Raw genomic sequence first — 19,864 nt, 5'->3', positions numbered from 1 at the left:
ATCCGGGGCCCTTCCCGAACTTCCGCGCACCCGCCGCCGCTTCCCGAGCGTGCGAGCCGTGCGCCTCTGCGGAGAGAACTCGTGTCGAACACTTCCTTCGGCCTGCCCGTCGGGCGAGGCCTGCTCTATCTGATCGTCGCCGGTGTCGCGTGGGGCACCGCGGGCGCGGCCGCCTCCCTGGTCTACCGGGCCAGTGACATGGGGCCCGTCGCCCTGTCGTTCTGGCGCTGTGCCGCAGGACTGGTGCTGCTGCTCGCCGTCCGCCTGGTGGCGCCGTCCGGCGGAGCGGCCGTCACCGAGCCGCTTCCGCGCCGGGTACGGCGGGCCGGGGTGACCGGGCTGGGGCTCGCGGTGTTCCAGACGGCCTACTTCGCGGCCGTGTCCGCCACCGGGCTCGCCGTCGCCACCGTCGTCACCCTGGGCGCGGGGCCCGTGCTCATCGCGCTCGGCGCCCGGGTGTTCCTGGCCGAGCGGCTCGGACGCGGCGGCGCCGTGGCCGTCGTGGGCGCGCTCACCGGGCTCGCGGTCCTCGTCCTCGGCGGCGGGGACACGGCCGTGCGTCCCTGGGGCGTGCTGCTGGCGCTGGTGTCCGCGGCCGGGTACAGCGTGATGACGCTGCTCACCCGGCGGTGGGGGCGGGACGGCGCGGCCGACGCCTCCCGGACCACCGTCGGCGCGTTCGCCGTCACGAGCCTGTGCCTGCTGCCGTTCGCGGCCGCCGAGGGACTGGTGCCGCACACCGGGGACCCCTCGCGGCTGCTGGTCCTGCTGGCGTACGTCGCCGCCGTGCCCACGGCCCTCGCGTACGGGCTGTACTTCGCCGGTGCGGCCGTCGTGCGGTCGGCCACCGTCTCCGTGATCATGCTGCTGGAGCCGGTGAGTGCGGCGGTGCTCGCCGTCGCCCTGCTCGGCGAGCGGCTGACGATGGCGACGGTGGCCGGAACGCTGCTGATGCTGGGGGCGGTCGCGGGGCTCGCGGCGGGGGAGCTGCGGTCGCCCGGGCGGCGGGCGGTGCCGGTGACGACGGCCCCGTAGCTCACCTGCCGCGCAGGTAGTCGGGCAGGTCCGTGTCCGCTGCCAGGGCCGGGTCGGGGACCGGGGCGCCGTAGGTCTGGTGCACCGGGACGACTCCGGCCCAGTGCGGGAGGGCGAGGTCTTCCGGTTCGTCGTTGACGCCGCCGGTGCGCAGCTTCGCGGAGACCTCCTCCAGGTCAAGGCGGATCACGGCGGTGGCGGCCAGCTCCTTGGGGTTGGCCGGCCGGGAGTCGGCCGAGCGGCCGGGCACGACGTGGTCGACCAGGGCGTCCAGGGCCCGGCGCTTCTCCTCGGGGTCCGTGACGTCGCGGGCGACGCCGTGCACCACCACCGAGCGGTAGTTGATCGAGTGGTGGAAGGCCGAGCGGGCCAGCACCAGACCGTCGACGTGGGTGACGGTCAGGCAGACCGGCAGTCCCGGGTCGGCCTGGCCGGCCGCCCGCAGCGGGCGCGAGCCCGTCGAGCCGTGCACGTACAGCCGCTCGCCGACCCGGGCGTACAGCGTGGGCAGCACGACGGGCGCGCCGTCGCGGACGAAGCCGAGGTGGCAGACGTAGGCGCCGTCGAGTATCGCGTGCACCAGGTCCCGGTCGTAGGAGGCCCGCTTCGGCGAGCGCGTGGGGACCGTGCGGTCGGTCGGCGGGTAGGCGGTGGCCGGCTGCGGCGGCGTGGTCCCCTGCATGTGCGCTCCTTATTGCACTAGTGCATACTGTGTTTTGTGCTAGGAGAGTATCCGATCAGTGGGCGCCGCGCAGCGGAGATTTCCGCGAGCATCGAGCGGGCGGTGGGGGCCGGTGAGCTGCGGCCGGGTCAACTGCTGCCTCCCATGAGGGAGTTGGCGGAGCGGCTGGGGGTGAACCCGAACACGGTCGCGGCCGCGTACCGCACCCTGCGGGAGCGCGGGGTCATCGAGACCGCGGGCCGGCGGGGCAGCCGGGTGCGGCCCGCGCCGGCCACGACCGGCCGCGATCACATCCGGGTGGACGTCCCGGAGGGCGTGCGGGACGTGGCGAGCGGCAATCCGGATCCGGCGCTGCTGCCGCCGCTCGCGGACGCCTTCGCGGCGGCGGCCGCGCAGGGCGACCGTGCGCCCGTGCTCTACGGGCAGGCCCCCGTGGAGCCGGAGCTGGAGCGGCTCGCGCGGGCCGGCCTGGCCGCCGACGGCGTCCCGGACGGGCCGCTCGCCGTGGTCTCCGGCGCGCTCGACGGGGTCGAACGGGTGCTGGCGGCCCACCTCAAACCCGGCGACGCCGTCGCCGTCGAGGATCCCGGCTGGGGCCGCACCCTCGACCTGGTCCCGGCACTCGGGCTGCGCACGGTGCCCGTCGGCGTGGACGACGAAGGGCCGCGCGCCGCGGACGTGCGCCGGGCGCTGGAGGCCGGGGCCCGCGCCCTGATCGTCACCTGCCGGGCGCAGAACCCGACCGGTGCCGCGGTCAGCGCCGCACGCGCGCGTGCCCTGCGCTCGGTGCTGCGGGAGCACCCCGAGGTGCTGATCGTCGAGGACGACCACGGCCACGGCATCGTCGACCTGCCCCTCCGCCCCCTGGCCGGCGCCACCCGGCACTGGGCGTTCGTGCGTTCCGCCGCCAAGGCCTACGGACCCGATCTGCGCCTCGCGGTGCTCACCGGGGACGCGGTCACCGTCGACCGGGTCCACGGCCGTCAGCGGCTCGGGCCCGGCTGGGTCAGCCGGCTGCTGCAGCGCGCCCTGGTGCGGCTGTGGGCCGACGGCGCGGTGGACGCGGGCGAGGTGGCGGCGGCGTACGGGCGGCGCCGGAACGCGCTGATCGACGCGCTCGGCCGGCGCGGTGTGGCGGCGCACGGACGCAGTGGGATGAACGTGTGGGTGCCGGTGCCGGACGAGACCGGAGCCGTCGCCCGGCTGCTGCACGCCGGGTGGGCGGTCGCGCCGGGTGCCCGTTTCCGGATGAGCGCGCCGCCCGGGATCAGGGTCTCCGTCTCGACGCTGGCGGAGTCCGAGATCGGGCCCTTGGCCGACGCGATCGCCTCGGCGGTGGGGCCGGGGCCGGTGCGGGGTTATGTGTGAGCTGAGGTTCAGGTGTTCAGGGCGCCCGGCTCTACGGGCCGGGCCGGTTCCAGGGGCACCGGGGGCTCGGACTGGGTGCCCTGCGCGTCCGGGCCGCCGGCCCCGGAGCTGCGCGCTTGGGCCGCCGTGCCCGGAGTTGCGCGCCCGGCCCGCCCCGCCCGGGCTTGCGCGTACGGCCGAGCCCGCCGGGATCCCGGGCCCGCCAGGATCCCGGGCGTGCCCGCCCGTACTCCCGCCCCGGCCGCTACGCCCGCGGTTTCGGCCGCACCTGCGTCAGTGCCGCGCCCGTCAGTACGATCGCCGCGCCGACCGGCGTCGACCAGGTCAGTGACTCGCCGAGGAGGGCGACGCCCGCGGCCGTGGCGATCACCGGGATGAAGTACGTGACCATCTGCGCCGTCGTCGGGCCGACTTCGGCCACCAGGCCGTACTGGAGGAGCACGGCGAGGCCCGTGCCCAGGGCGCCAAGCGCGGCGATCGCCAGCAGCGGCACCACCGGCAGACTCGTCGGCAGGGACGTGAACAGCGGTGTCACGACGGCCAGTTGCACCGTCGCGAGCAGCAGCTGCGCGCCGGTCATCGACAGGTGCGAGTGGCCGGTGCCCGCCAGAGTGCGCCGGACGTAGATCCAGCCGACCGGGTAGCTGAGGGAGCCCAGCAGGGCCAGGCCCGTGCCGGTCGCGTCCAGGCCGCTGAAGCCCTGCCAGGCGCCCAGCACCGTCAGCACGCCCAGGAAGCCGAGCCCGAGCCCCGCCACCCGCACCCGGGTCGGGCGGTCCTCCGACAGGGCGACGAGCGACAGGGCCATGCCCCACAGCGGCGAGGTCGCGTTGCAGATGCCCGCCAGCGTCGACGGGATCGTCAGCTCCGCGTAGGCGAACAGCGAGAACGGCAGGGCGTTCAGCAGGAACGCGGCGACCGTCAGATGCGCCCAGGTGCGCGCCCCGCGTGGCAGCCGCTCCCGACGCACCACCATCGCGGCGGCCAGCACCGCCGTACCGAACACCAGCCGGCCGAAGGTCACCTGGAACGGCGCGTAGCCCTCGGTGCCCACCTTGATGAGCAGGAAGCTGAAGCCCCAGATCAGCGAGAGGGCGGCGAAGCGCAGACGCCAGTCGAGACGGGGGCGGGGCGGTACGGGCGGGGCGGTGGCGGCCCGGCCGGGCGTGGTGGCGACGGTGGTCATGACAGCCACGATGCGGTACGAAAACCTCGTAGCACAATCGAGATTTCGCACCCGGTATTGCGTAGCATCGCTTACATGTTGAACCTGGAGCGCCTGCGCACCCTCGACGCCCTCGCCCGGCACGGCTCGGTCAGCGGCGCCGCCGAGGCGTTGCACATCACGACGTCCGCCGTCTCCCAGCAGATGTCCAAGCTGGAGCGGGAAGTCGGACAGCGGCTCCTCGCCAAGAACGGCCGGGGCGTGCGGCTCACCGACGCGGGCCGGCTGCTCGCCGAGCACGCCCAGCGCATCCTGTCCCAGGTCGAGCTCGCCCAGGCGGACCTCGAGGCACAGCGCGGCCAGGTCGCGGGCGAGCTCAGGCTGGCGGCGTTCCCGACGGCCGCGCGCGGCCTGTTCCCGCACGCGCTGTCCGCGCTGCGCGAGCGGCACCCCGCGCTCCGGCTGCGCTCCAGCGAGCTGGAACCGGAGCAGGGCATCGCCGGGGTGGTGCGCGGAGACCTCGATCTCGCCGTGGTGCTCGACTGGTACAACAAGCCGATGGCGCTGCCCGAGGGCCTGGTCAAGGCGTCGATCCTGGACGACCCGGCCGACGTCGCCATGCCGGCGGACCACCGCCTCGCGGGGCGCGACGAGGTGGACCTCGGTGAGTTCGCCGACGACGAGTGGATCACCTGGGGCGACGGCGAGTTCTGCCACGAGTGGCTGATGTTCACGCTCCGCTCCAAGGGCGTCGAGCCGATCGTCGGCCACCGCGCCGCCGAGACCCACACCCAGCTCGGGCTGGTCGCCGCGGGCCTCGGTGTCTGCATCGCCCCGCTGCTCGGCCGCCACCCCGTGCCCGAAGGGGTCGTGACCGTCCCCGTCCGGCAGCGGGTCCGGCGCCACGTGTACGTCGTCTGGCGCGCGGACGCCGACCGCCGCCCGTCGATCCGGGCCGCGGTGGAGGCCCTGCGGGCGGCGGGGGAGAGCGTCGGCTGAGCGCGGCCCTACCGCGCCCCCAGCTTGCGGAAGTCCCAGGAGACGATCTTCTGCGGCGTCAGCCGCACCCAGGCGTGCCGGCCGTCGTGCGGCATCTCCTCGATGCCGAAGTTCTTCCGGGCGAACAGCGTCTCGGGCACGTCCAGTTCGGCGCACAGCTCGCCGGTGCGCGGGATCTCGCCCACGAACTCGACCGTGCCCGACAGCTCGGCGCCGCGCAGCTCGTCGTACTCCTCGCCGGTGTCGACGACGATCGCCACCCGCGGGTCGCGCCGCAGATCCGCCCACCGCTTGCTGCGCACGACCGAGTACAGCCACATCGAGGTGCCGTCCCAGGCGAACCACAGGGTGCTCACGTGCGGGGCGCCGTCGGCGGACACCGTGGCGACCCGGCAGGTGCGCTGGGCGGTCAGGAAGTCGTCCAGCTCGCCCGGCGTCATCATGATCTTCCGGCCTCTGCGCTGCTGCGTGGCGGTCATGCTCCCCCTCTTTCCTTCTCTCACGTGATGTCAGAGGAGATCCTCTGACATCACGTCAGAAAAGCATGGCTCCGGGACACCGGCGGTGCGGGTGGCCGCGCCGATCGAGGTTACCGGCGGGGACCTCGCGGTACGGCGGCGGCCGCACGGGCTCTCGCCGCTGCACGGCACCGGCGTCGGCCCGCCGCTGCCCGCCCTCGGCCCCCGCCCGCTGATCGTCACCGGGGTCTCGGCCGACGCGGCGGTCCCCAACGCCGGGTCCGGCGCCGCCGTCGAACCACGGCTACGCCGCCGTCGAACCACGGCTACGCCGCCGTCGAACCACGGCTACGCCGCCGTCGAACCACGGCTAAGCCGCCCTCGTGCCCGCGGATGCCGTCGCGGGGGTGCCGGCCGACCACACCCCCGCGATGCCCCGTCACCCGCTCGCACTGGTCGCTGCCGTCGCGACCGCGGACGAGGTGCCGGCGGGCCTGAGACGCGCGCCCGGTCAGGCGAGCGTGATGGAGTCGCCGTCCACGGTGACCTTCTTCGCCTCCAGCGGCTTGACCGCGGGCCCCTTCTTCACACTGCCGTCGAGCACCGAGAACTGGCTGCCGTGGCAGGTGCACGAGAGGATGTCGTCCTTGAGGTCGACCATCGGGCAGTTCTGGTGGGTGCAGATCGTGGAGAAGGCCTTGTAGTCGCCCGCGGTCGGCTGCGAGACCACGACCTTCTCGTCCTTGAAGACCTTGCCGCCGCCCTCCGGGATGTCGGCGGTCTTCGCGAGTGCCGCGCCGCCCGCACCCGCTCCCGCGGACGAGCCACCCCCTTCGTTCGTCGCGCCGCCGCCCGCGGCGCCCTGTTCGGTCGACGCGTCGGAGGCCTTGTCGTCCGAGCCGCACGCCGTCAGCGCCACGGTGAGCCCCGCCGCGCCCACCGCCGCCACGACGGCACGGCGGTTCGGTCCCGACGACGGCTGAACTGATTCGCTGGTCATGCTGACGTTCCTTCCGCGGATTCGTGATCTGCCGAGAGGTACGGCCCTCGCGTACCGGCTGTTCAGACACTGCCGGAATCCTGACCCGTGCACGCGAGGACGTGGGTAAAGCGGAGCTGTCGGTTCGCCGTCGGGTTCCGGCCCCCGCGCCGCGAGGCCGCCGCCGGAGGATCCGCCCGCGTCAGTAACCTGGGGCGATGCTCAAGGAAGTGATCGCGACCCGTTTCATCGCGCCGCTGCGCGAGGGCGGTTCGCTGCCGGGACTGGTGGAGGCCGACGACCTCGGCACGTACGTCCTGAAGTTCACCGGCGCGGGACAGGGCCGCAAGACGCTGGTCGCCGAGGTGGTCTGCGGGGAACTCGCCCGCCGGCTGGGGCTGCGGGCGCCGCGGCTGGTCACCGTGGACCTCGACGCCGAGCTGGGGCTGGGGGAGCCCGACGAGCAGGTGCAGGGTCTGCTCCGGTCCAGCGCGGGCACCAACCTCGGCATGGACTTCCTCTCCGGGGCGCTGGGCTTCGACCCGCTCGCCTTCCGGGTGGACCCCGAGGAGGCCGGGCGGATCGTCTGGTTCGACGCGCTCGTCAACAACGTCGACCGGTCCTGGCGCAACCCCAACATGCTCATGTGGCGGGGCGAGTTGTGGCTCATCGACCACGGGGCGACCATGATCTGGCACCACAACTGGCCGGGTGCACAGGCGTCGGCGGCCCGCCCCTACGACGCCTCCGACCACGCCCTGGCGCCCTTCGCACCGGACGTCGCCGCCGCGGCCGCCGCGCTGGCGCCCCGGGTGACCGGGGACCTCCTCGCCGACGTCACCGCCCAGATCCCGGACGCCTGGCTGGCGGACGAGCCCGGCTTCGCCACCCCGGACGACCTCAGGCAGGCCTACGCGCGAGCGCTGCTGAGCCGGGCCGGAGCCATCCACGAACGCATCCAGGGGATCAAGTGAACGACCGGCACATCATCAGGGGCGGCACCCGGGACCGCCAGATCTACGAATACGCCGTGCTGCGCGTCGTCCCACGCATCGAACGCGGCGAGTGCGTCAACGCCGGCGTCCTGGTCTACTGCCGCGCCGAGTCCTACGTGGGTGCCCGCACCCACCTGGACGAGGCACGCCTGCTCGCCCTCGACCCGCAGGCGGACGTGGCCGGCGTGCGCGCCGCCCTGCGGGCCGTGGAGGGCATCTGCGCGGGCGGCCCCGCCGCCGGCCAGGCGGCGGCCGACGACCCCGGCCGCCGCTTCCGCTGGCTCGTCGCCCCCCGCTCCACGATCGTCCAGCCCGGTCCCGTCCACACGGGCCTGACCGTGAATCCGGCCGCGGAGACGGAACGGCTGCTGGACCTGCTGGTGCGGTAGCCGGCGAGAGCGGGCCGCGCCGGGCTGTCAGCGCTGTCGGCGCTGTCGGCGGCGGGGGGCGCGCGGGGCTGTCAGCGTCTCCGGCGGCGTCTCACGACGTAGGCGGCCATCAGTGCGGCGCCCGCGGCGAAGGTCAGGCCCAGGCCGATGTCCCAGTCGCTCGGGCCGGCGGCCACCGCGCCTCCGATCCCGCCGCGCACGCCCCGCGACGCCGTGGCGGTGACGGAGGCCGTGGCGCCGGGCGCCGTAGCGGTGGGCGTCGGCGTCACCGAGGCGGTCGGGCGGGCGGAGGTCGTGGGGGAGATGATCCCCGTGTCGCGGCGGGGCAGCGCCTCGCACGCGATGCCGTCGTCCGGGCCCTGGTCCTCGTCGAGCCGGTACGGGTCGCTCGGATCCGCGTCGAACACGGCCTGGGCGTCCTCCTGGAAGGCGAAATCGCGGCAGTCCCGGTCGGGCTGGGCATGAGCGGGGGCGGACAGGGGCACGATCGCGGCGATCGCGAACAGCGTGCCGATGACACCGGTACGGCGGCGACGGCGCATGGAGCGCCTCCTTTCCGGCCACGGGTGGCTCGCGCTCCGACGCTATGGCGGCACCGGACGCGGCGACCCGCGGGCGTGGGCCGTTCGGGTGTGGCGAAGGGCCCCGCCGGGCAGGTGGGCGCGGGTGATGGATCACATGCCGCTTCCGGCCGTTGACACCGGGTGCCAGGGCTTCTAGCGTCACCTCCACGGAAGGTACTAAGCGGTCGCTCACCTGAGGAGAACGAGACATGTCCACCACTGAGCAGCGGGTCGCCGTCGTGACCGGTGCCGCGCGCGGGATCGGTGCCGCCACTGCCGTACGGCTGGCCGCGGAAGGCCGTGCGGTCGCCGTGCTCGACCTCGACGAGGCGGCCTGCAAGGACACCGTGGAGAAGATCACCGCGGCCGGCGGCAAGGCGATCGCGGTCGGGTGCGACGTCTCCGACGAGGCGCAGGTCGAGGCGGCCGTCGCGCGGATCGCCGAGGAGCTCGGCGCCCCGACGATCCTCGTCAACAACGCGGGCGTGCTGCGCGACAACCTGCTGTTCAAGATGAGCGTCTCCGACTGGGACACCGTCATGAACGTGCACCTGCGCGGCGCCTTCCTGATGTCCAAGGCCTGCCAGAAGCACATGGTGGACGCCGGGTTCGGGCGGATCGTCAACCTCTCGTCGTCCTCGGCGCTCGGCAACCGCGGCCAGGTCAACTACTCCGCCGCCAAGGCCGGACTCCAGGGCTTCACCAAGACCCTCGCCAAGGAGCTGGGCAAGTTCGGCGTCACCGCCAACGCCGTCGCCCCCGGCTTCATCGCCACCGAGATGACCAAGGCCACCGCCGACCGCGTCGGCATGGGCTTCGAGGACTTCAAGGCCGCCGCCGCCACCCAGATCCCCGTGGCCCGCGTCGGCGAGCCGGAGGACATCGCCAACGCCATCGCCTTCTTCACGGGCGAGGCGGCCGGCTTCGTCTCCGGCCAGGTGCTGTACGTGGCCGGCGGACCGCTCGACTAGAGGACGAACGACATGACTTCCGCAGAACTCTCCGGCAAGGTCGCCCTGGTCACGGGCGCCAGCCGCGGCATCGGCTACGGCGTCGCCGAGGCGCTCGTCGCACGCGGCGACCGGGTCGTCATCACCGGCCGCAACGAGGACGCCCTCAAGGAGGCCGTCGAGCAGCTCGGCGCCGACCGCGCGGTGTACGTGGCCGGCAAGGCGCACGACGAGGCCCACCAGGCCGTCGCCGTCGAGCGCGCGATGGAGGTCTTCGGCCGCGTCGACTTCCTCATCAACAACGCCGGCACCAACCCGGTGTTCGGCCCGATCGCCGACCTGGACCTGAACGTCGCGCGCAAGGTCTTCGAGACCAACGTCGTCTCCGCGCTCGGCTTCGCCCAGAGGGCCTGGCACGCCTGGCAGAAGGACAACGGCGGCGCGATCGTCAACATCGCCTCCGTCGCGGGCCTGTCGCCCTCGCCGTTCATCGGTGCCTACGGCGTCAGCAAGGCGGCGATGATCAACCTGACGGTGCAGCTCGCGCACGAGTTCGCGCCCAAGGTGCGGGTCAACGCGATCGCCCCGGCCGTCGTGAAGACCAAGTTCGCCCAGGCGCTGTACGAGGGCCGCGAGGAGGAGGCCGCCGCGGCCTACCCGCTCGGCCGCCTCGGCGTGCCCTCCGACATCGGCGGAGCGGCCGCGTTCCTCACCTCCGAGCAGTCCGACTGGGTCACCGGCCAGACGCTCGTCGTGGACGGCGGCATCTTCCTCAACGCCGGCACCGGCTGACGGCGGCGCGCACACGGTCGGGTACGGGCGCCCTGCTATGCAGGAGGGCGCCCGTATCGGTGCAAAAGCCGCCGATTGCGCCATGACAACGTCGTCAGATGTTTATCGATCAAGGAACCGTGAACCGGGGAGGGTCAGCAGGCTCAGCACTGCGGTATGGTCTGCCGACCCTTGGTATGGCAGATCGAGGAGCGTGCGCGTGTTCAACCGGAACCGATGCCTGCGGCGGGTGGCGGCCATCGCGTCCATATCGACCCTTCTCGCCGGGTGCGGCGTGCTGTCGTCCGACACCCCGGACGACGAGGGGCCGATCGTCGTGGGCACCACCAGTTCTCCCAGCACGCTCGACCCTGCCGCCTCGTGGGACAGCTCCTGGGAACTGTTCCGCAACATCTACCAGACGCTGCTCAGTTACCCCACGGGTGCGACCGAGCCGCAGCCCGACGCGGCCGAGAAGTGCGGCTTCAGCGACGCCTCGAACCAGGTGTACCGCTGTGAGCTGCGCGAGGGGCTGAAGTTCTCCAACGGCGACGCGCTCGACGCCCGGGCCGTCAAGCACTCCTTCGACCGGATCCGCAGGATCAACGTCAACGGCGGCCCCGCCGGTCTGCTGGGCAGCCTGGAGCGGGTCCAGGCGCCGAACGACCGCGAGGTGGTCTTCCACCTCAACAAGCCCGACGCCACCTTCCCGTTCGTGCTGGCCACCCCGGCCATGTCGATCGTGGCCCCGGACGCCTACCCCCCGGACGCGCTGCGCGAGGACAACGACGTGGTCGGCTCCGGGCCGTACTCCCTCGGCTCGTACGAGGAGGGCAAGGAAGCCGTCCTGAAGCGCAACGACTCCTACACCGGATTCGCCAAGCGCCAGAACGACGCGGTCACCATCCGCTACTTCCAGGACTCCGCCACCATGGTGAAGGCGCTGCGCGACAAGCGGATCGACGTGACCTACCGCGGTCTGGCCGCCGGTGACGTGGTCGACCTGCAGAGCAAGACCTCCAATGAGGAGGAGATCCAGCTCGTCGAGGGCACCGGCACCGACATCAACTACCTGGTGTTCAACCCCAAGGACAGCTGGGCGAACAAGAAGGCGGTGCGCCAGGCCATCGCGCAGGTCGTCGACCGGGCCGCGATCGCGCACAAGGTCTACAAGGACACCGTCGACCCGCTGTACTCGATGGTCCCCAAGGGCCTCACCGGCCACACCACGGGCTACTTCGACGACTACGGCGACCCCGACGTGGCCAAGGCCCGCAAGATCCTCACCGAGGCCGGCATCAACCAGAAGGTCCCGCTGACCTTCTGGTACACCAGCGACCGCTACGGCTCCGAGACCGCCGCCGAGTTCAAGGAGCTCAAGCGGCAGCTCGAGGCCTCCGAGCTGTTCACCATCAGCCTCAAGAGCCGCCCCTGGAAGACCTACGTCGAGGGCTACCAGAAGGGCGAGTACCCGGTGTTCGGGCGCGGCTGGTTCCCGGACTTCCCGGACGCCGAGAACTTCATCGCGCCGTTCGTCGGCGAGCAGAACGCCCTCGGTACGCCCTACCCGGCCCCCGAGATCACCGGCGACCTGCTGCCCCGCTCGCGCCGCGAGAGCGACCGCGCGAACGTGGAGAAGGAGTTCGAGGAGGCCCAGCGGATCCTCGTGGACGACGCGCGGCTGCTGCCGCTGTGGCAGGGCCGGCAGTACGTGGCGGCCAGCCGGGACATCTCGGGCGCCGAGCGGGCCCTGGATCCGTCGACGATCATGATGCTGTGGGAGCTGCACCGCAAGACCGCCTGGTAGGCGAGCGGGCAGCGGCTTCCCGGGGCACGGTGTCAGTGGTCGCCTGTAGGTTCTGAGGCCTGCAAGTGACCACACATCGTGAGGACGTTGACGTGACCGACATCGCCATGCTGCCCGAGTCCTGGCGCGGGGTTCTGGGTGACGAGCTGCAGCAGCCCTACTTCAAGGAGCTGACGGAGTTCGTCGAGGACGAGCGGGCGAAGGGTCCCGTCCATCCGCCGCGCGAGGAGGTCTTCGCCGCGCTGGACGCCACGCCCTTCGACGAGGTGAAGGTCCTGATCCTCGGTCAGGACCCGTACCACGGCGAGGGCCAGGGCCACGGCCTGTGCTTCTCGGTCCGGCCCGGGGTGCGCATCCCGCCGTCCCTGCGCAACATCTACAAGGAGATGCAGGAGGAGCTGGGCACCCCGATCCCGGACAACGGCTATCTGATGCCGTGGGCCCGCCAGGGCGTGCTGCTGCTCAACGCGGTGCTCACGGTCCGCGGCGGCGAGGCCAACTCGCACAAGGGCCGGGGCTGGGAGAAGTTCACCGACGCGGTCATCCGCGCGGTGGCCGGGCGCCCCGACCCGGCGGTGTTCGTGCTGTGGGGCAACTACGCGCAGAAGAAGCTCCCGCTGATCGACGAGTCGCGGCACATCGTGGTCAAGGGGGCGCACCCCTCGCCCCTGTCGGCGAAGAAGTTCTTCGGCTCCCGCCCGTTCACGCAGATCAACGAGGCGGTGGCGGCACAGGGCCACGAGCCCATCGACTGGACCATCCCGAACCTGGGGTGAGCACCGGCAGGTGCGGAGCCCCCTCCGGCGAGGCCGCGGACGTACGGAGCGGCCTCAGCCGGATCGCCCCCTCCTGCGGCTAGCGTCGGCGAGACAGCCGGCGAGGGTGCGGAGGGCGCGGTGGCGGAGCGACAGGGGCAGACGGCGCCGGACGCCGTGCTGACGCGGATCGGGCAGGTCGTGATGCTGCACCACGCGGGGGACCGCGAGGAGGCCCGGCACCGGTTCCTCGACCTGTGGGCGGAGATCGGCGAGCACGGCGACCCCCTGCACCGCTGCACCCTCGCCCACTACCTGGCCGACACCCAGGACGAACCCGCGGACGAACTGGCCTGGGACCTGCGGGCGCTGACAGCGGCGGAGGAGGCCGGGACGGGGGCACTCGCGGTCCGCGCGTTCTACCCGTCCCTGCATCTGAACCTGGCCGACGTCTACGACAGGCTCGGCCGCGGCGACGCCGCCCGCAGCCATCTGCGCTGGGCCCGCGAGGCCGCTGCCGCCCTCCCCGACGACCGCTACGGGCAGGGCGTGCGGGCGGCCATCGGCCGGCTGGCGTCCCGGCTGGGCGGAGGCGGCGGTGGCATGCGGACGCCGCCGCGGCAGCGGCCCTGACGGCGCCCGGCCGCGGGGCGGGGCCGGTGGCTCCGCGGTCAGGCCTCGGGCCTCGGGCGCGGCGTCTGGTCCTCGCCCGGGGCGGGCTGCCGGCGCTCACCTGAGGCACCGGAGGGTCGGCGTCCCGCCTGGGGAGGGGGCGGCGGTTCGGCGTCCACCGGGATCAGCGCTGTCCGGCGTGCCGGTGCGTGGCCGTGCCTCGGTGTCCATGCGTGTCCCTGGTGGCCGGCGCCGAGCCGGGTGGCAGCGGTCCGACGAGCCCGCGCGTGGCCGTGCCTCGGTGTCCATGCGTGTCCCCGCTGGCTGGCGCCGAGCCGGGTGGCAGCGGTCCGACGTCCCGCTGTGGAACCGGCACCGGGGTCCGCAGCCCGCTGTGTTGTTGCGGTCCGGCGCACACCGGAGCAACCCGGGTCCCGTGTCCCCCCCCGGGGGCGCCCGCCCACCGCAGCGCGCAGCAGCGCACCCCGCCTGCCACCGCCGTCCAGCGTGTCCCCACGCCACTGCCGTCCGGCGCGGCCTGACGCCACTGCCGTCCGGCGTGCTCTCACGCCACGAACCCGACGGCCCCGACGCTTCGGCCACCCCTGACCGGGCTCAGCGCCCATACGTGTCACGGCAGATCGTCGCCTCCGGGCTGTCCGCCCGCCAGCCGCCGTAGCGTCTGCCCAGCGCGCACACGTCGGAGCTGCCGGGGGCCTGCCGCTGGACGTCCTCGCGGATCGGCTTCGAGAGGTCCGGCAGGTCGGTGCGCCGGCGTCCGGGGGCGCGTGGCGCGGGGGCGGGGTGGTCCGGGCGGGGGCGGGCGCCGGTCGGCGGTCGCCCCCGCTCCGGTGGGGCGGCCGCAGGCGGCGCGGCCGGACGGGACGCCGGGGCGTCCGGCTCCGGGCGGCGGGACTCCTCGATGAGCTGCAGCGCCTCCCGGGCCGGTGCCTGCACGATCTGGGTCTCCGCCTGTCCCTCCGGCCGGGGCGCAGGCGGCCGGGACGGGGCCGCCGTCGGCCCGGGTGCGGAGGGGCGCGGGACCGTCGTACAGCCGGAGAGGGCCGCGACAGCCACGGTCACCAGGAGTGTCGCTGTGGTGGTCGTTCGATGCACCCGCGCAACTCTGCTGCGTCCGGCCCGCAACCGGACGGCGGACGGGCGCAGGATGCCCCGCACGGGTGATGTCCGGCCCCGCAGGGAGGGCGCCGGCCCGCGGCGGCTGACGTCAGTCGCCGGTCGCGCCGTCGATGCGCTCGCGCAGCAGGTCGGCGTGGCCGTTGTGCCGGGCGTACTCCTCGATCATGTGGGTGTAGAGCCACCGCAGGTTGAACCGCTCGCCGGTGCGCCGGTGCCTGCCCTCGGAGATGTCGTCCAGGCCGAAGCGGGCCGAGTGGCGCCGGGCGGTGGCGATCTCCGACTGCCAGGCCGCGTACGCCTCCTGCCAGGTGTCGGTCCCGGCCAGCCGGAAATCGCCGTCCGGGTCCTCGTCGCTCCAGTGCAGCGGCGGGGCGTCCTCGTCGGCCAGCACCCGGCGGAACCAGTGGCGCTCCACGTCCGTCATGTGCCGCACCAGCCCCATCAGGGACATGTCCGAGGGGGGCACCGCGGCGGACCTGAGCTGCTCGTCGGTCAGTCCATCGCACTTCCACGCGAGGGTCCGCCGGTGGAAGTCCAGCCACCCTTCCAGCATGGTGCGTTCGTCGGCTGTGGTGGCGGGCACGCGGCGTTCGTCGGTCATGCACACATCCTGTCCGAGCACCCCCTGACGCACCACCAGGTTTCAGCCGCGGAGCATCCCGTCCAGCAGCTCCCGCAGCCCGGCCCGCACGTCCTCCAGGCTCGGCGTCCGGGTGCTGAACGACCCCGCCACGCACTGGAACATCAGCCCGTCCGCCCAGGCGATCAGCGACAGCGTGTGCCGGGCCGGGTCCCGCGAGCCCATCCCGGTGACCAGCGCGGTGAGCTGGTCGCGGAAACGGGCGCCCGCCGCGTCGAAGTAGGCCCGCAGCTCGGGGCGGCGCGTGGCCTCCAGGGCCAGTTCGTAACGGGCGAGGGTGAGGGCCCGGTGCCGGGTCAGGGCCCGGTGCGCCGCTAGCGCCAGGGCGTTCACGAGGGAGTCGGTCCCGGCGCGGGGGCCGGGCATCTCGTGCAGGGCGAGGACGCGTGCCTCGCGGTCGGCCAGCCGCCGCACCGTCAGTTCCAGCAGGGCCTGCCGGGTCCGCGCGAGGTTCGACGTGGAGCCCTGGGGGAGTCCGGCCGCCTCGTCGACCGCCCGGTGGGTGAGACCGCGCATCCCGCGCTCGGCGAGCAGGGCGAGGGCGGCGTCGGCGACGAGGTCCGAGCGGGAGGGGCCGGAGGTGGTGCGTACGGACATGGCGTCACGCTACCCCTCTCACTACGGCTGTAGTAGCCTCGACGGCGTACTACAGATGTAGTCACCAGTCGAGGAGGAGCCATGGCCGAGTCGAGGCGGGCCGTCGTGATCGGCGGCGGGATCGGAGGGCTCACCGCGGCGGCGGCGCTGCGGACGCGGGGCTGGCAGGTGACCGTGCTGGAGCGCGCCCGCTCACTGGAGCCGGTCGGCGCGGCCATCTCGCTGGCGCCCAACTCCCTGCGCGCGCTGGACGTCATCGGCCTCGGCGACGAGATCCGCGACCTCGCCGCCTGGGCGGGCGACGGCGGAGTGCGCACGCCGAGCGGCCGGTGGCTCTCGCGCTCCTCCGCCGACGCCGTCGCCGAGCGCTTCGGCGGCCCGCTGGTGCTGCTGCACCGCGCCACCCTCATCGCGAGCCTGGCCTCCCGGCTCCCCTCGGACGCCGTCCGCACGGACGCCGCCGCGACCCTCGCCGACCCCGGTGACGCCGGCCGGCCCGCCCGCGTGCGCACCGCGGACGGGGAACTTGAGGCCGACCTGGTGGTGGGCGCCGACGGCATCCGCTCCGCGGTGCGCCACGCGCTCTTCCCCGCCCACCCGGGGCCCGTCTACTCCGGCTTCACCACCTGGCGGCTCGTGATCCCCGTCCCCGGCGCCGAGTTCGCCTCGCACGAGACCTGGGGCCGGGGCCGCATCTGGGGCACGCACCCGCTCAAGGACGGCCGTGTCTACGCCTACGCCGCCGCCGTCACCCCGGCCGGCGAGCACGCGCCGGACGACGAGCGGGCGGAGCTGCTGCGGCGCTTCGGCGACTGGCACCACCCCGTCCCGGCCGTCCTGGCCGCCGCCCGCCCCGAGGACGTCCTGCGCCACGACGTGCACCACATCGCCGACCCGCTGCCCGCCTTCCACCGGGGCCGGGTCGCCCTGCTCGGCGACGCCGCGCACGCCATGCCCCCGACCCTGGGCCAGGGCGGCAACCAGGCCATCGAGGACGCGGTGGTCCTGGCCCACCACTGCGACGACCTCCCGGCCTACACGGCCGCCCGGCTGCCCCGCACGACGGCCGTCGCACGCCAGGCCGTGCGGGTCGCCCGCCTCAACCTCATGAGCGGCCGGGTGGGCATCGCCGTACGCGACAGCGCCATGGCCGCGCTCTCCAAGGCCGCGCCCGACCTGTTCCTGCGCGGCTTCGACGGCATCGCCGGCTGGCGTCCCCCGCGGCCGCACTATGCTTCCGGGCAGGCCACGGCAGGCAACCGTTAGAGGAGAGCACCAGGTGAAGGTCGGCTGCATCGGACTCGGCGACATCGCGCAGAAGGCCTACCTCCCGGTCCTCGCCTTCCAGCCGGGCGTCGAGCTGCATCTGCAGACCCGTACGCCCGCCACGCTCGACCGGGTCGCCGAGGGGCTGCACATCCCGCCGGAGCGGCGGCACACGACCCTCGACTCGCTGCTCGCGGCCGGTCTCGACGCCGCCTTCGTGCACGCGCCCACGGTCGCCCACCCGGAGATCGTGACGCGGCTGCTGGAGGCGGGCGTACCGACCTACGTCGACAAGCCGCTCGCCTACGCACTCGACGACTCCACGCGGCTGGTGGAGCTCGCCGAGGAGCGGGGCGTGAGCCTGGCCGTGGGCTTCAACCGGCGTCACGCCCCGGGCTACACCCAGTGCGCCGACCATCCGCGCGAGCTGATCCTGATGCAGAAGAACCGCGTCGGGCTGCCGGAGGAGCCGCGCTCGATGATCCTCGACGACTTCATCCACGTCGTCGACACCCTGCGGTTCCTGGCGCCCGGCCCGATCGACGACGTGACCGTGCGCGCCCGGGTCCGCGACGGCCTGCTGCACCACGTGGTGCTCCAGCTCGCCGGTGACGGCTTCACCGCGCTCGGCGTCATGAACCGGCTCAGCGGCTCGGCCGAGGAGATCCTGGAGGTGTCCGGGCAGGACACCAAGCGGCAGGTCGTGAACCTCGCCGAGGTCGTCGACCACAAGGGCCAGCCGACCGTGCGGCGGCGCGGCGACTGGGTCCCGGTGGCCCGGCAGCGCGGGATCGAGCAGGCGGTGCTGACGTTCCTGGACGCGGTCCGCGCGGGCAGGGTGCTCAGCGCCCGGGACGCGCTGGAGACCCACGACCTGTGCGAGCGGGTCGTACGGGCGATTCAGGAGCCGGACGCCTGAGCCGCAGCGCCCGGACGCCCTCCCCGGCGGCCCAGGCGGCGAGGATCAGCATGGCCGCGTGCACGGTCCAGTCGCCGAGCCGCACGTAGGGCGTGGTGCCGTGGGCCAGGGGGATCTCGTGGACGCTCGTGGCGGAGGCGTCGGTGCCGAGAGGCGCTCCGATGCGCCGTCCGTCCGGACCGTAGACGGCCGAGACGCCGGTCAGCGTCGAGTGGACCATGGGACGGCCGGTCTCGGCGGCGCGCAGGGCGGCGAGGGTGGCGTGCTGCGCGGGGGCCCAGCTCTGCTGGAACGTGGAGGTCGCCGACTGGCCGACCAGCACGTCGGCGCCCTCCGCGGTGAGGTGGCGCGTCATGTCCGGGAAGGCGGTCTCGAAGCACACCATCGGGCCGATGCGCAGGCCGTCGCCCACGTCCATGACGACCGGCTGGGAGCCGCGCCTGCGGTCCTCGCCGGCCGCCTTGCCGACGGAGGTGGCCCAGCCGAGCAGGGAGCGGGCCGGGACGTACTCGCCGAAGGGCACCAGCCGCATCTTGTCGTAGCGCTGGCCGGTCAGGCCGTCCGGCCCGACCAGCACGGAACTCTTGTAGATGCCGGGCTTGTCGGAGCGCCGGGCGTCCACGTTGACCAGGATGCCGGTGTTCGTCTCGCGGGACAGGTCCGCGAGCCGCCGGGCGAGGTCGGGCCGGTCCCCGAGGTCGAAGCCCACGCTGCTCTCGCCCCAGACGATCAGGTCGAGGTCCTGCCCGGCGAGTTGCCGGGTGAGCTGCTCCTCGCGGGCGAAGCGGCGCTCCGCGCTGCGGGGGCCGTCGACGACGCCCGGCTGGACGACCGCGATGCGCACCCGGCCGTCGACCGCGGGGCGCGGCGCGAGGGTCCAGACGGCCGAGGTGACGGCGGCGGTGGCGACGAGTCCGGCCACGGCCGGCACCCGCGCCTCGCGGACCGCGATCAGGACGGCGACGGCGACGTTCAGGGCCACGATCAGGAAGCTCAGCAGCCACACCCCGCCGACCGAGGCGAGCCGCAGCGCCGGTGCGACCTGCCACTGGCTGCTGCCCAGCATTCCCCAGGGGCCGCCGAGCCCCTGCCAGGAGCGGACCAGCTCCGCGGCCAGCCAGCCCGACGGCAGGACCAGGAGCGCCACCACGACCCGGCTGCGCGCGGGGCTGCCGCCCAGCAGGCGCCGCACCAGCCAGCCCCACGGTGCCCACAGCGCGCCGAGCAGGGCGGCGATGACGAACGTGAACACGTGCAGGCTCGGCAGCAGCCAGTGGTGCATGGCCAGCATGAAGCCGAAGCCGCCGCACCAGCCGTCGTACAGGGCGCGCCTGCCGGTGGCAGCGGTGCGCAGCAGCAGGAGCCAGGGCACCAGGGCCACGTAGGCCCACCACCACAGGGCGGGGGCGGGGAAGGCGAGGACCGGGAGGGCGCCCGCGACCGCGGCGGCGGCCGAACGCCGCCAGGGGGAGGCGAGCCAGTGGCCGAGCGTCTTCATAGGCGCCTCCTACCCCGCGGTGCCTCCAGTGTGCGCCCTGCGGACGATCTAGGACAGGGGACGCCGGGTCAGTGGACCACAGGTGCCGCCGGCCGCTACGGAAGGCGCCGCCACTTCTCCCGGACGGTGACCTCGCTCAGCCGCCAGCCGTCCTCCGTGCGCAGCAGCGCGAAGGCGTACCGGCCGCTACGGAAGGCGCCGCCACTTCTCCCGGACGGTGACCTCGCTCAGCCGCCAGCCGTCCTCCGTGCGCAGCAGCGCGAAGGCGTACCGGCC

General features: G+C 73.9%; 21 protein-coding genes and 3 pseudogenes. 13 read left to right on the top strand and 11 right to left on the bottom strand.

Going from position 1 to position 19,864, the window contains the following annotated elements; translation table 11 throughout:
* Window positions 1-81 precede the first annotated feature (81 nt).
* Window positions 82-1,035 carry an EamA family transporter gene (locus ABZY20_RS35150; protein WP_356447253.1) on the top strand — a complete coding sequence of 318 codons (954 nt, stop codon included), beginning with the start codon at window positions 82-84 and terminating at the stop codon, window positions 1,033-1,035.
* A gap of 1 nt (window position 1,036) precedes the next feature.
* Here ABZY20_RS35150 and ABZY20_RS35145 read toward each other — a convergent pair whose 3' ends face one another.
* Window positions 1,037-1,717: a pyridoxamine 5'-phosphate oxidase family protein gene (locus tag ABZY20_RS35145; RefSeq protein ID WP_356447251.1), complete on the bottom strand. Its 681-nt coding sequence runs from the start codon at window positions 1,715-1,717 to the stop codon at window positions 1,037-1,039.
* A 36-nt stretch (window positions 1,718-1,753) separates the two neighbouring features.
* Between ABZY20_RS35145 and ABZY20_RS35140 the strand changes: the two genes are divergently transcribed.
* Window positions 1,754-3,085, top strand: a complete 1,332-nt coding sequence (locus ABZY20_RS35140) for an aminotransferase class I/II-fold pyridoxal phosphate-dependent enzyme (RefSeq protein WP_356447249.1) — start codon at window positions 1,754-1,756, stop codon at window positions 3,083-3,085.
* Between the two features lie 244 nt (window positions 3,086-3,329).
* Here ABZY20_RS35140 and ABZY20_RS35135 read toward each other — a convergent pair whose 3' ends face one another.
* Window positions 3,330-4,271: a DMT family transporter gene (locus ABZY20_RS35135; RefSeq protein ID WP_356447247.1), complete on the bottom strand. Its 942-nt coding sequence runs from the start codon at window positions 4,269-4,271 to the stop codon at window positions 3,330-3,332.
* Between the two features lie 75 nt (window positions 4,272-4,346).
* Here ABZY20_RS35135 and ABZY20_RS35130 point away from each other — a divergent pair, with 75 nt between their 5' ends.
* Entirely contained in the window at window positions 4,347-5,249 is a 903-nt protein-coding gene (locus ABZY20_RS35130; RefSeq protein ID WP_356447245.1) for a LysR family transcriptional regulator, read from the top strand.
* Window positions 5,250-5,257: 8 nt separating this feature from the next.
* On the opposite strand, the gene ABZY20_RS35125 is transcribed toward ABZY20_RS35130, so the two are convergent.
* Window positions 5,258-5,728 carry a pyridoxamine 5'-phosphate oxidase family protein gene (locus tag ABZY20_RS35125; protein ID WP_356447243.1) on the bottom strand — a complete coding sequence of 157 codons (471 nt, stop codon included), beginning with the start codon at window positions 5,726-5,728 and terminating at the stop codon, window positions 5,258-5,260.
* Between the two features lie 70 nt (window positions 5,729-5,798).
* Between ABZY20_RS35125 and ABZY20_RS35120 the strand changes: the two are divergent.
* Window positions 5,799-6,210 (top strand): annotated as a pseudogene (locus ABZY20_RS35120) (hypothetical protein); the annotation flags it as partial.
* An 8-nt stretch (window positions 6,211-6,218) separates the two neighbouring features.
* On the opposite strand, the gene ABZY20_RS35115 reads toward ABZY20_RS35120, so the two are convergent.
* Complete coding sequence (locus tag ABZY20_RS35115; protein ID WP_356447241.1) at window positions 6,219-6,707, bottom strand: Rieske (2Fe-2S) protein; 489 nt, start codon at window positions 6,705-6,707, stop codon at window positions 6,219-6,221.
* 197 nt (window positions 6,708-6,904) lie between these two features.
* Between ABZY20_RS35115 and ABZY20_RS35110 the strand changes: the two genes are divergently transcribed.
* Both ABZY20_RS35110 and ABZY20_RS35105 read left to right on the top strand, forming a co-directional pair.
* A complete protein-coding gene (locus ABZY20_RS35110; protein ID WP_356447239.1) occupies window positions 6,905-7,660 on the top strand; it encodes a HipA family kinase in 756 nt (251 codons plus the stop codon).
* Window positions 7,657-8,070: a DUF3037 domain-containing protein gene (locus ABZY20_RS35105; protein ID WP_356447237.1), complete on the top strand. Its 414-nt coding sequence runs from the start codon at window positions 7,657-7,659 to the stop codon at window positions 8,068-8,070. Before ABZY20_RS35110 ends, ABZY20_RS35105 begins: the two co-directional genes overlap by 4 nt.
* Before the next feature lie 71 nt (window positions 8,071-8,141).
* Here ABZY20_RS35105 and ABZY20_RS35100 read toward each other — a convergent pair whose 3' ends face one another.
* Complete coding sequence (locus ABZY20_RS35100; RefSeq protein ID WP_356447235.1) at window positions 8,142-8,612, bottom strand: excalibur calcium-binding protein; 471 nt, start codon at window positions 8,610-8,612, stop codon at window positions 8,142-8,144.
* 230 nt (window positions 8,613-8,842) lie between these two features.
* Here ABZY20_RS35100 and fabG point away from each other — a divergent pair, with 230 nt between their 5' ends.
* The 5 genes from fabG to ABZY20_RS35075 all read left to right on the top strand — a co-directional run bounded on the left by fabG (window position 8,843) and on the right by ABZY20_RS35075 (window position 13,549).
* The gene (gene fabG, locus ABZY20_RS35095) at window positions 8,843-9,604 is read left to right on the top strand and encodes a 3-oxoacyl-ACP reductase FabG (RefSeq protein WP_059418653.1); all 762 of its coding nucleotides are present in this window, start codon (window positions 8,843-8,845) and stop codon (window positions 9,602-9,604) included.
* A 12-nt stretch (window positions 9,605-9,616) separates the two neighbouring features.
* Window positions 9,617-10,375, top strand: a complete 759-nt coding sequence (locus ABZY20_RS35090; RefSeq protein WP_356447233.1) for an SDR family oxidoreductase — start codon at window positions 9,617-9,619, stop codon at window positions 10,373-10,375.
* Between the two features lie 199 nt (window positions 10,376-10,574).
* The gene (locus tag ABZY20_RS35085) at window positions 10,575-12,161 is read left to right on the top strand and encodes an ABC transporter substrate-binding protein (RefSeq protein WP_356447231.1); all 1,587 of its coding nucleotides are present in this window, start codon (window positions 10,575-10,577) and stop codon (window positions 12,159-12,161) included.
* 92 nt (window positions 12,162-12,253) lie between these two features.
* Window positions 12,254-12,937, top strand: a complete 684-nt coding sequence (locus tag ABZY20_RS35080) for a uracil-DNA glycosylase (protein ID WP_356447230.1) — start codon at window positions 12,254-12,256, stop codon at window positions 12,935-12,937.
* Between the two features lie 120 nt (window positions 12,938-13,057).
* Window positions 13,058-13,549 carry a hypothetical protein gene (locus tag ABZY20_RS35075; protein WP_356447228.1) on the top strand — a complete coding sequence of 164 codons (492 nt, stop codon included), beginning with the start codon at window positions 13,058-13,060 and terminating at the stop codon, window positions 13,547-13,549.
* Between the two features lie 594 nt (window positions 13,550-14,143).
* Here the strand turns inward: ABZY20_RS35075 and ABZY20_RS35070 are convergent.
* From ABZY20_RS35070 to ABZY20_RS35060, 3 genes are all read right to left on the bottom strand, one after another.
* Window positions 14,144-14,605, bottom strand: a complete 462-nt coding sequence (locus ABZY20_RS35070) for a hypothetical protein (protein ID WP_356447226.1) — start codon at window positions 14,603-14,605, stop codon at window positions 14,144-14,146.
* Window positions 14,606-14,756: 151 nt separating this feature from the next.
* On the bottom strand, window positions 14,757-15,269 hold the full coding sequence (locus ABZY20_RS35065; RefSeq protein WP_356447225.1) for a DinB family protein: 513 nt from the start codon (window positions 15,267-15,269) through the stop codon (window positions 14,757-14,759).
* 42 nt (window positions 15,270-15,311) lie between these two features.
* Window positions 15,312-15,905 carry a TetR/AcrR family transcriptional regulator gene (locus ABZY20_RS35060; protein WP_356447223.1) on the bottom strand — a complete coding sequence of 198 codons (594 nt, stop codon included), beginning with the start codon at window positions 15,903-15,905 and terminating at the stop codon, window positions 15,312-15,314.
* Between the two features lie 81 nt (window positions 15,906-15,986).
* On the opposite strand from ABZY20_RS35060, the gene ABZY20_RS35055 reads away from it, so the two are divergent.
* Both ABZY20_RS35055 and ABZY20_RS35050 read left to right on the top strand, forming a co-directional pair.
* The gene (locus ABZY20_RS35055; protein WP_356447221.1) at window positions 15,987-17,171 is read left to right on the top strand and encodes an FAD-dependent monooxygenase; all 1,185 of its coding nucleotides are present in this window, start codon (window positions 15,987-15,989) and stop codon (window positions 17,169-17,171) included.
* Window positions 17,172-17,184: 13 nt separating this feature from the next.
* Window positions 17,185-18,090 carry a Gfo/Idh/MocA family oxidoreductase gene (locus tag ABZY20_RS35050; protein ID WP_356447220.1) on the top strand — a complete coding sequence of 302 codons (906 nt, stop codon included), beginning with the start codon at window positions 17,185-17,187 and terminating at the stop codon, window positions 18,088-18,090.
* Here ABZY20_RS35050 and lnt read toward each other — a convergent pair.
* The 3 genes and pseudogenes from lnt to ABZY20_RS35035 form a co-directional block, all read right to left on the bottom strand.
* A complete protein-coding gene (lnt, locus tag ABZY20_RS35045; protein ID WP_356447218.1) occupies window positions 18,014-19,588 on the bottom strand; it encodes an apolipoprotein N-acyltransferase in 1,575 nt (524 codons plus the stop codon). The genes ABZY20_RS35050 and lnt overlap by 77 nt on opposite strands.
* Window positions 19,589-19,683: 95 nt before the next feature.
* A pseudogene (locus ABZY20_RS35040) lies at window positions 19,684-19,773 on the bottom strand (nuclear transport factor 2 family protein); the annotation flags it as partial.
* A gap of 1 nt (window position 19,774) precedes the next feature.
* Window positions 19,775-19,864: pseudogene (locus tag ABZY20_RS35035) on the bottom strand (nuclear transport factor 2 family protein); the annotation flags it as partial.

Source organism: Streptomyces sp. NPDC006624, from assembly GCF_040611555.1.
Classification (GTDB): Bacteria; Actinomycetota; Actinomycetes; order Streptomycetales; family Streptomycetaceae; genus Streptomyces.
Note: the sequence above shows the minus strand (reverse complement) of the source record. Positions and strands in the feature narration are given on the sequence as shown.

Bases quoted from the DNA above. Each gene is read 5' to 3' on its own strand.
- ABZY20_RS35125 (WP_356447243.1), bottom strand. From the start codon at position 5,728: ATGACCGCCACGCAGCAGCGCAGAGGCCGGAAGATCATGATGACGCCG.
- ABZY20_RS35090 (WP_356447233.1), top strand. From the start codon at position 9,617: ATGACTTCCGCAGAACTCTCCGGCAAGGTCGCCCTGGTCACGGGCGCC.
- ABZY20_RS35110 (WP_356447239.1), top strand. From the start codon at position 6,905: ATGCTCAAGGAAGTGATCGCGACCCGTTTCATCGCGCCGCTGCGCGAG.
- fabG (WP_059418653.1), top strand. From the start codon at position 8,843: ATGTCCACCACTGAGCAGCGGGTCGCCGTCGTGACCGGTGCCGCGCGC.
- ABZY20_RS35100 (WP_356447235.1), bottom strand. From the start codon at position 8,612: ATGCGCCGTCGCCGCCGTACCGGTGTCATCGGCACGCTGTTCGCGATC.
- ABZY20_RS35145 (WP_356447251.1), bottom strand. From the start codon at position 1,717: ATGCAGGGGACCACGCCGCCGCAGCCGGCCACCGCCTACCCGCCGACC.
- ABZY20_RS35135 (WP_356447247.1), bottom strand. From the start codon at position 4,271: ATGACCACCGTCGCCACCACGCCCGGCCGGGCCGCCACCGCCCCGCCC.
- ABZY20_RS35055 (WP_356447221.1), top strand. From the start codon at position 15,987: ATGGCCGAGTCGAGGCGGGCCGTCGTGATCGGCGGCGGGATCGGAGGG.
- ABZY20_RS35065 (WP_356447225.1), bottom strand. From the start codon at position 15,269: ATGACCGACGAACGCCGCGTGCCCGCCACCACAGCCGACGAACGCACC.
- lnt (WP_356447218.1), bottom strand. From the start codon at position 19,588: ATGAAGACGCTCGGCCACTGGCTCGCCTCCCCCTGGCGGCGTTCGGCC.
- ABZY20_RS35060 (WP_356447223.1), bottom strand. From the start codon at position 15,905: ATGTCCGTACGCACCACCTCCGGCCCCTCCCGCTCGGACCTCGTCGCC.
- ABZY20_RS35115 (WP_356447241.1), bottom strand. From the start codon at position 6,707: ATGACCAGCGAATCAGTTCAGCCGTCGTCGGGACCGAACCGCCGTGCC.
- ABZY20_RS35130 (WP_356447245.1), top strand. From the start codon at position 4,347: ATGTTGAACCTGGAGCGCCTGCGCACCCTCGACGCCCTCGCCCGGCAC.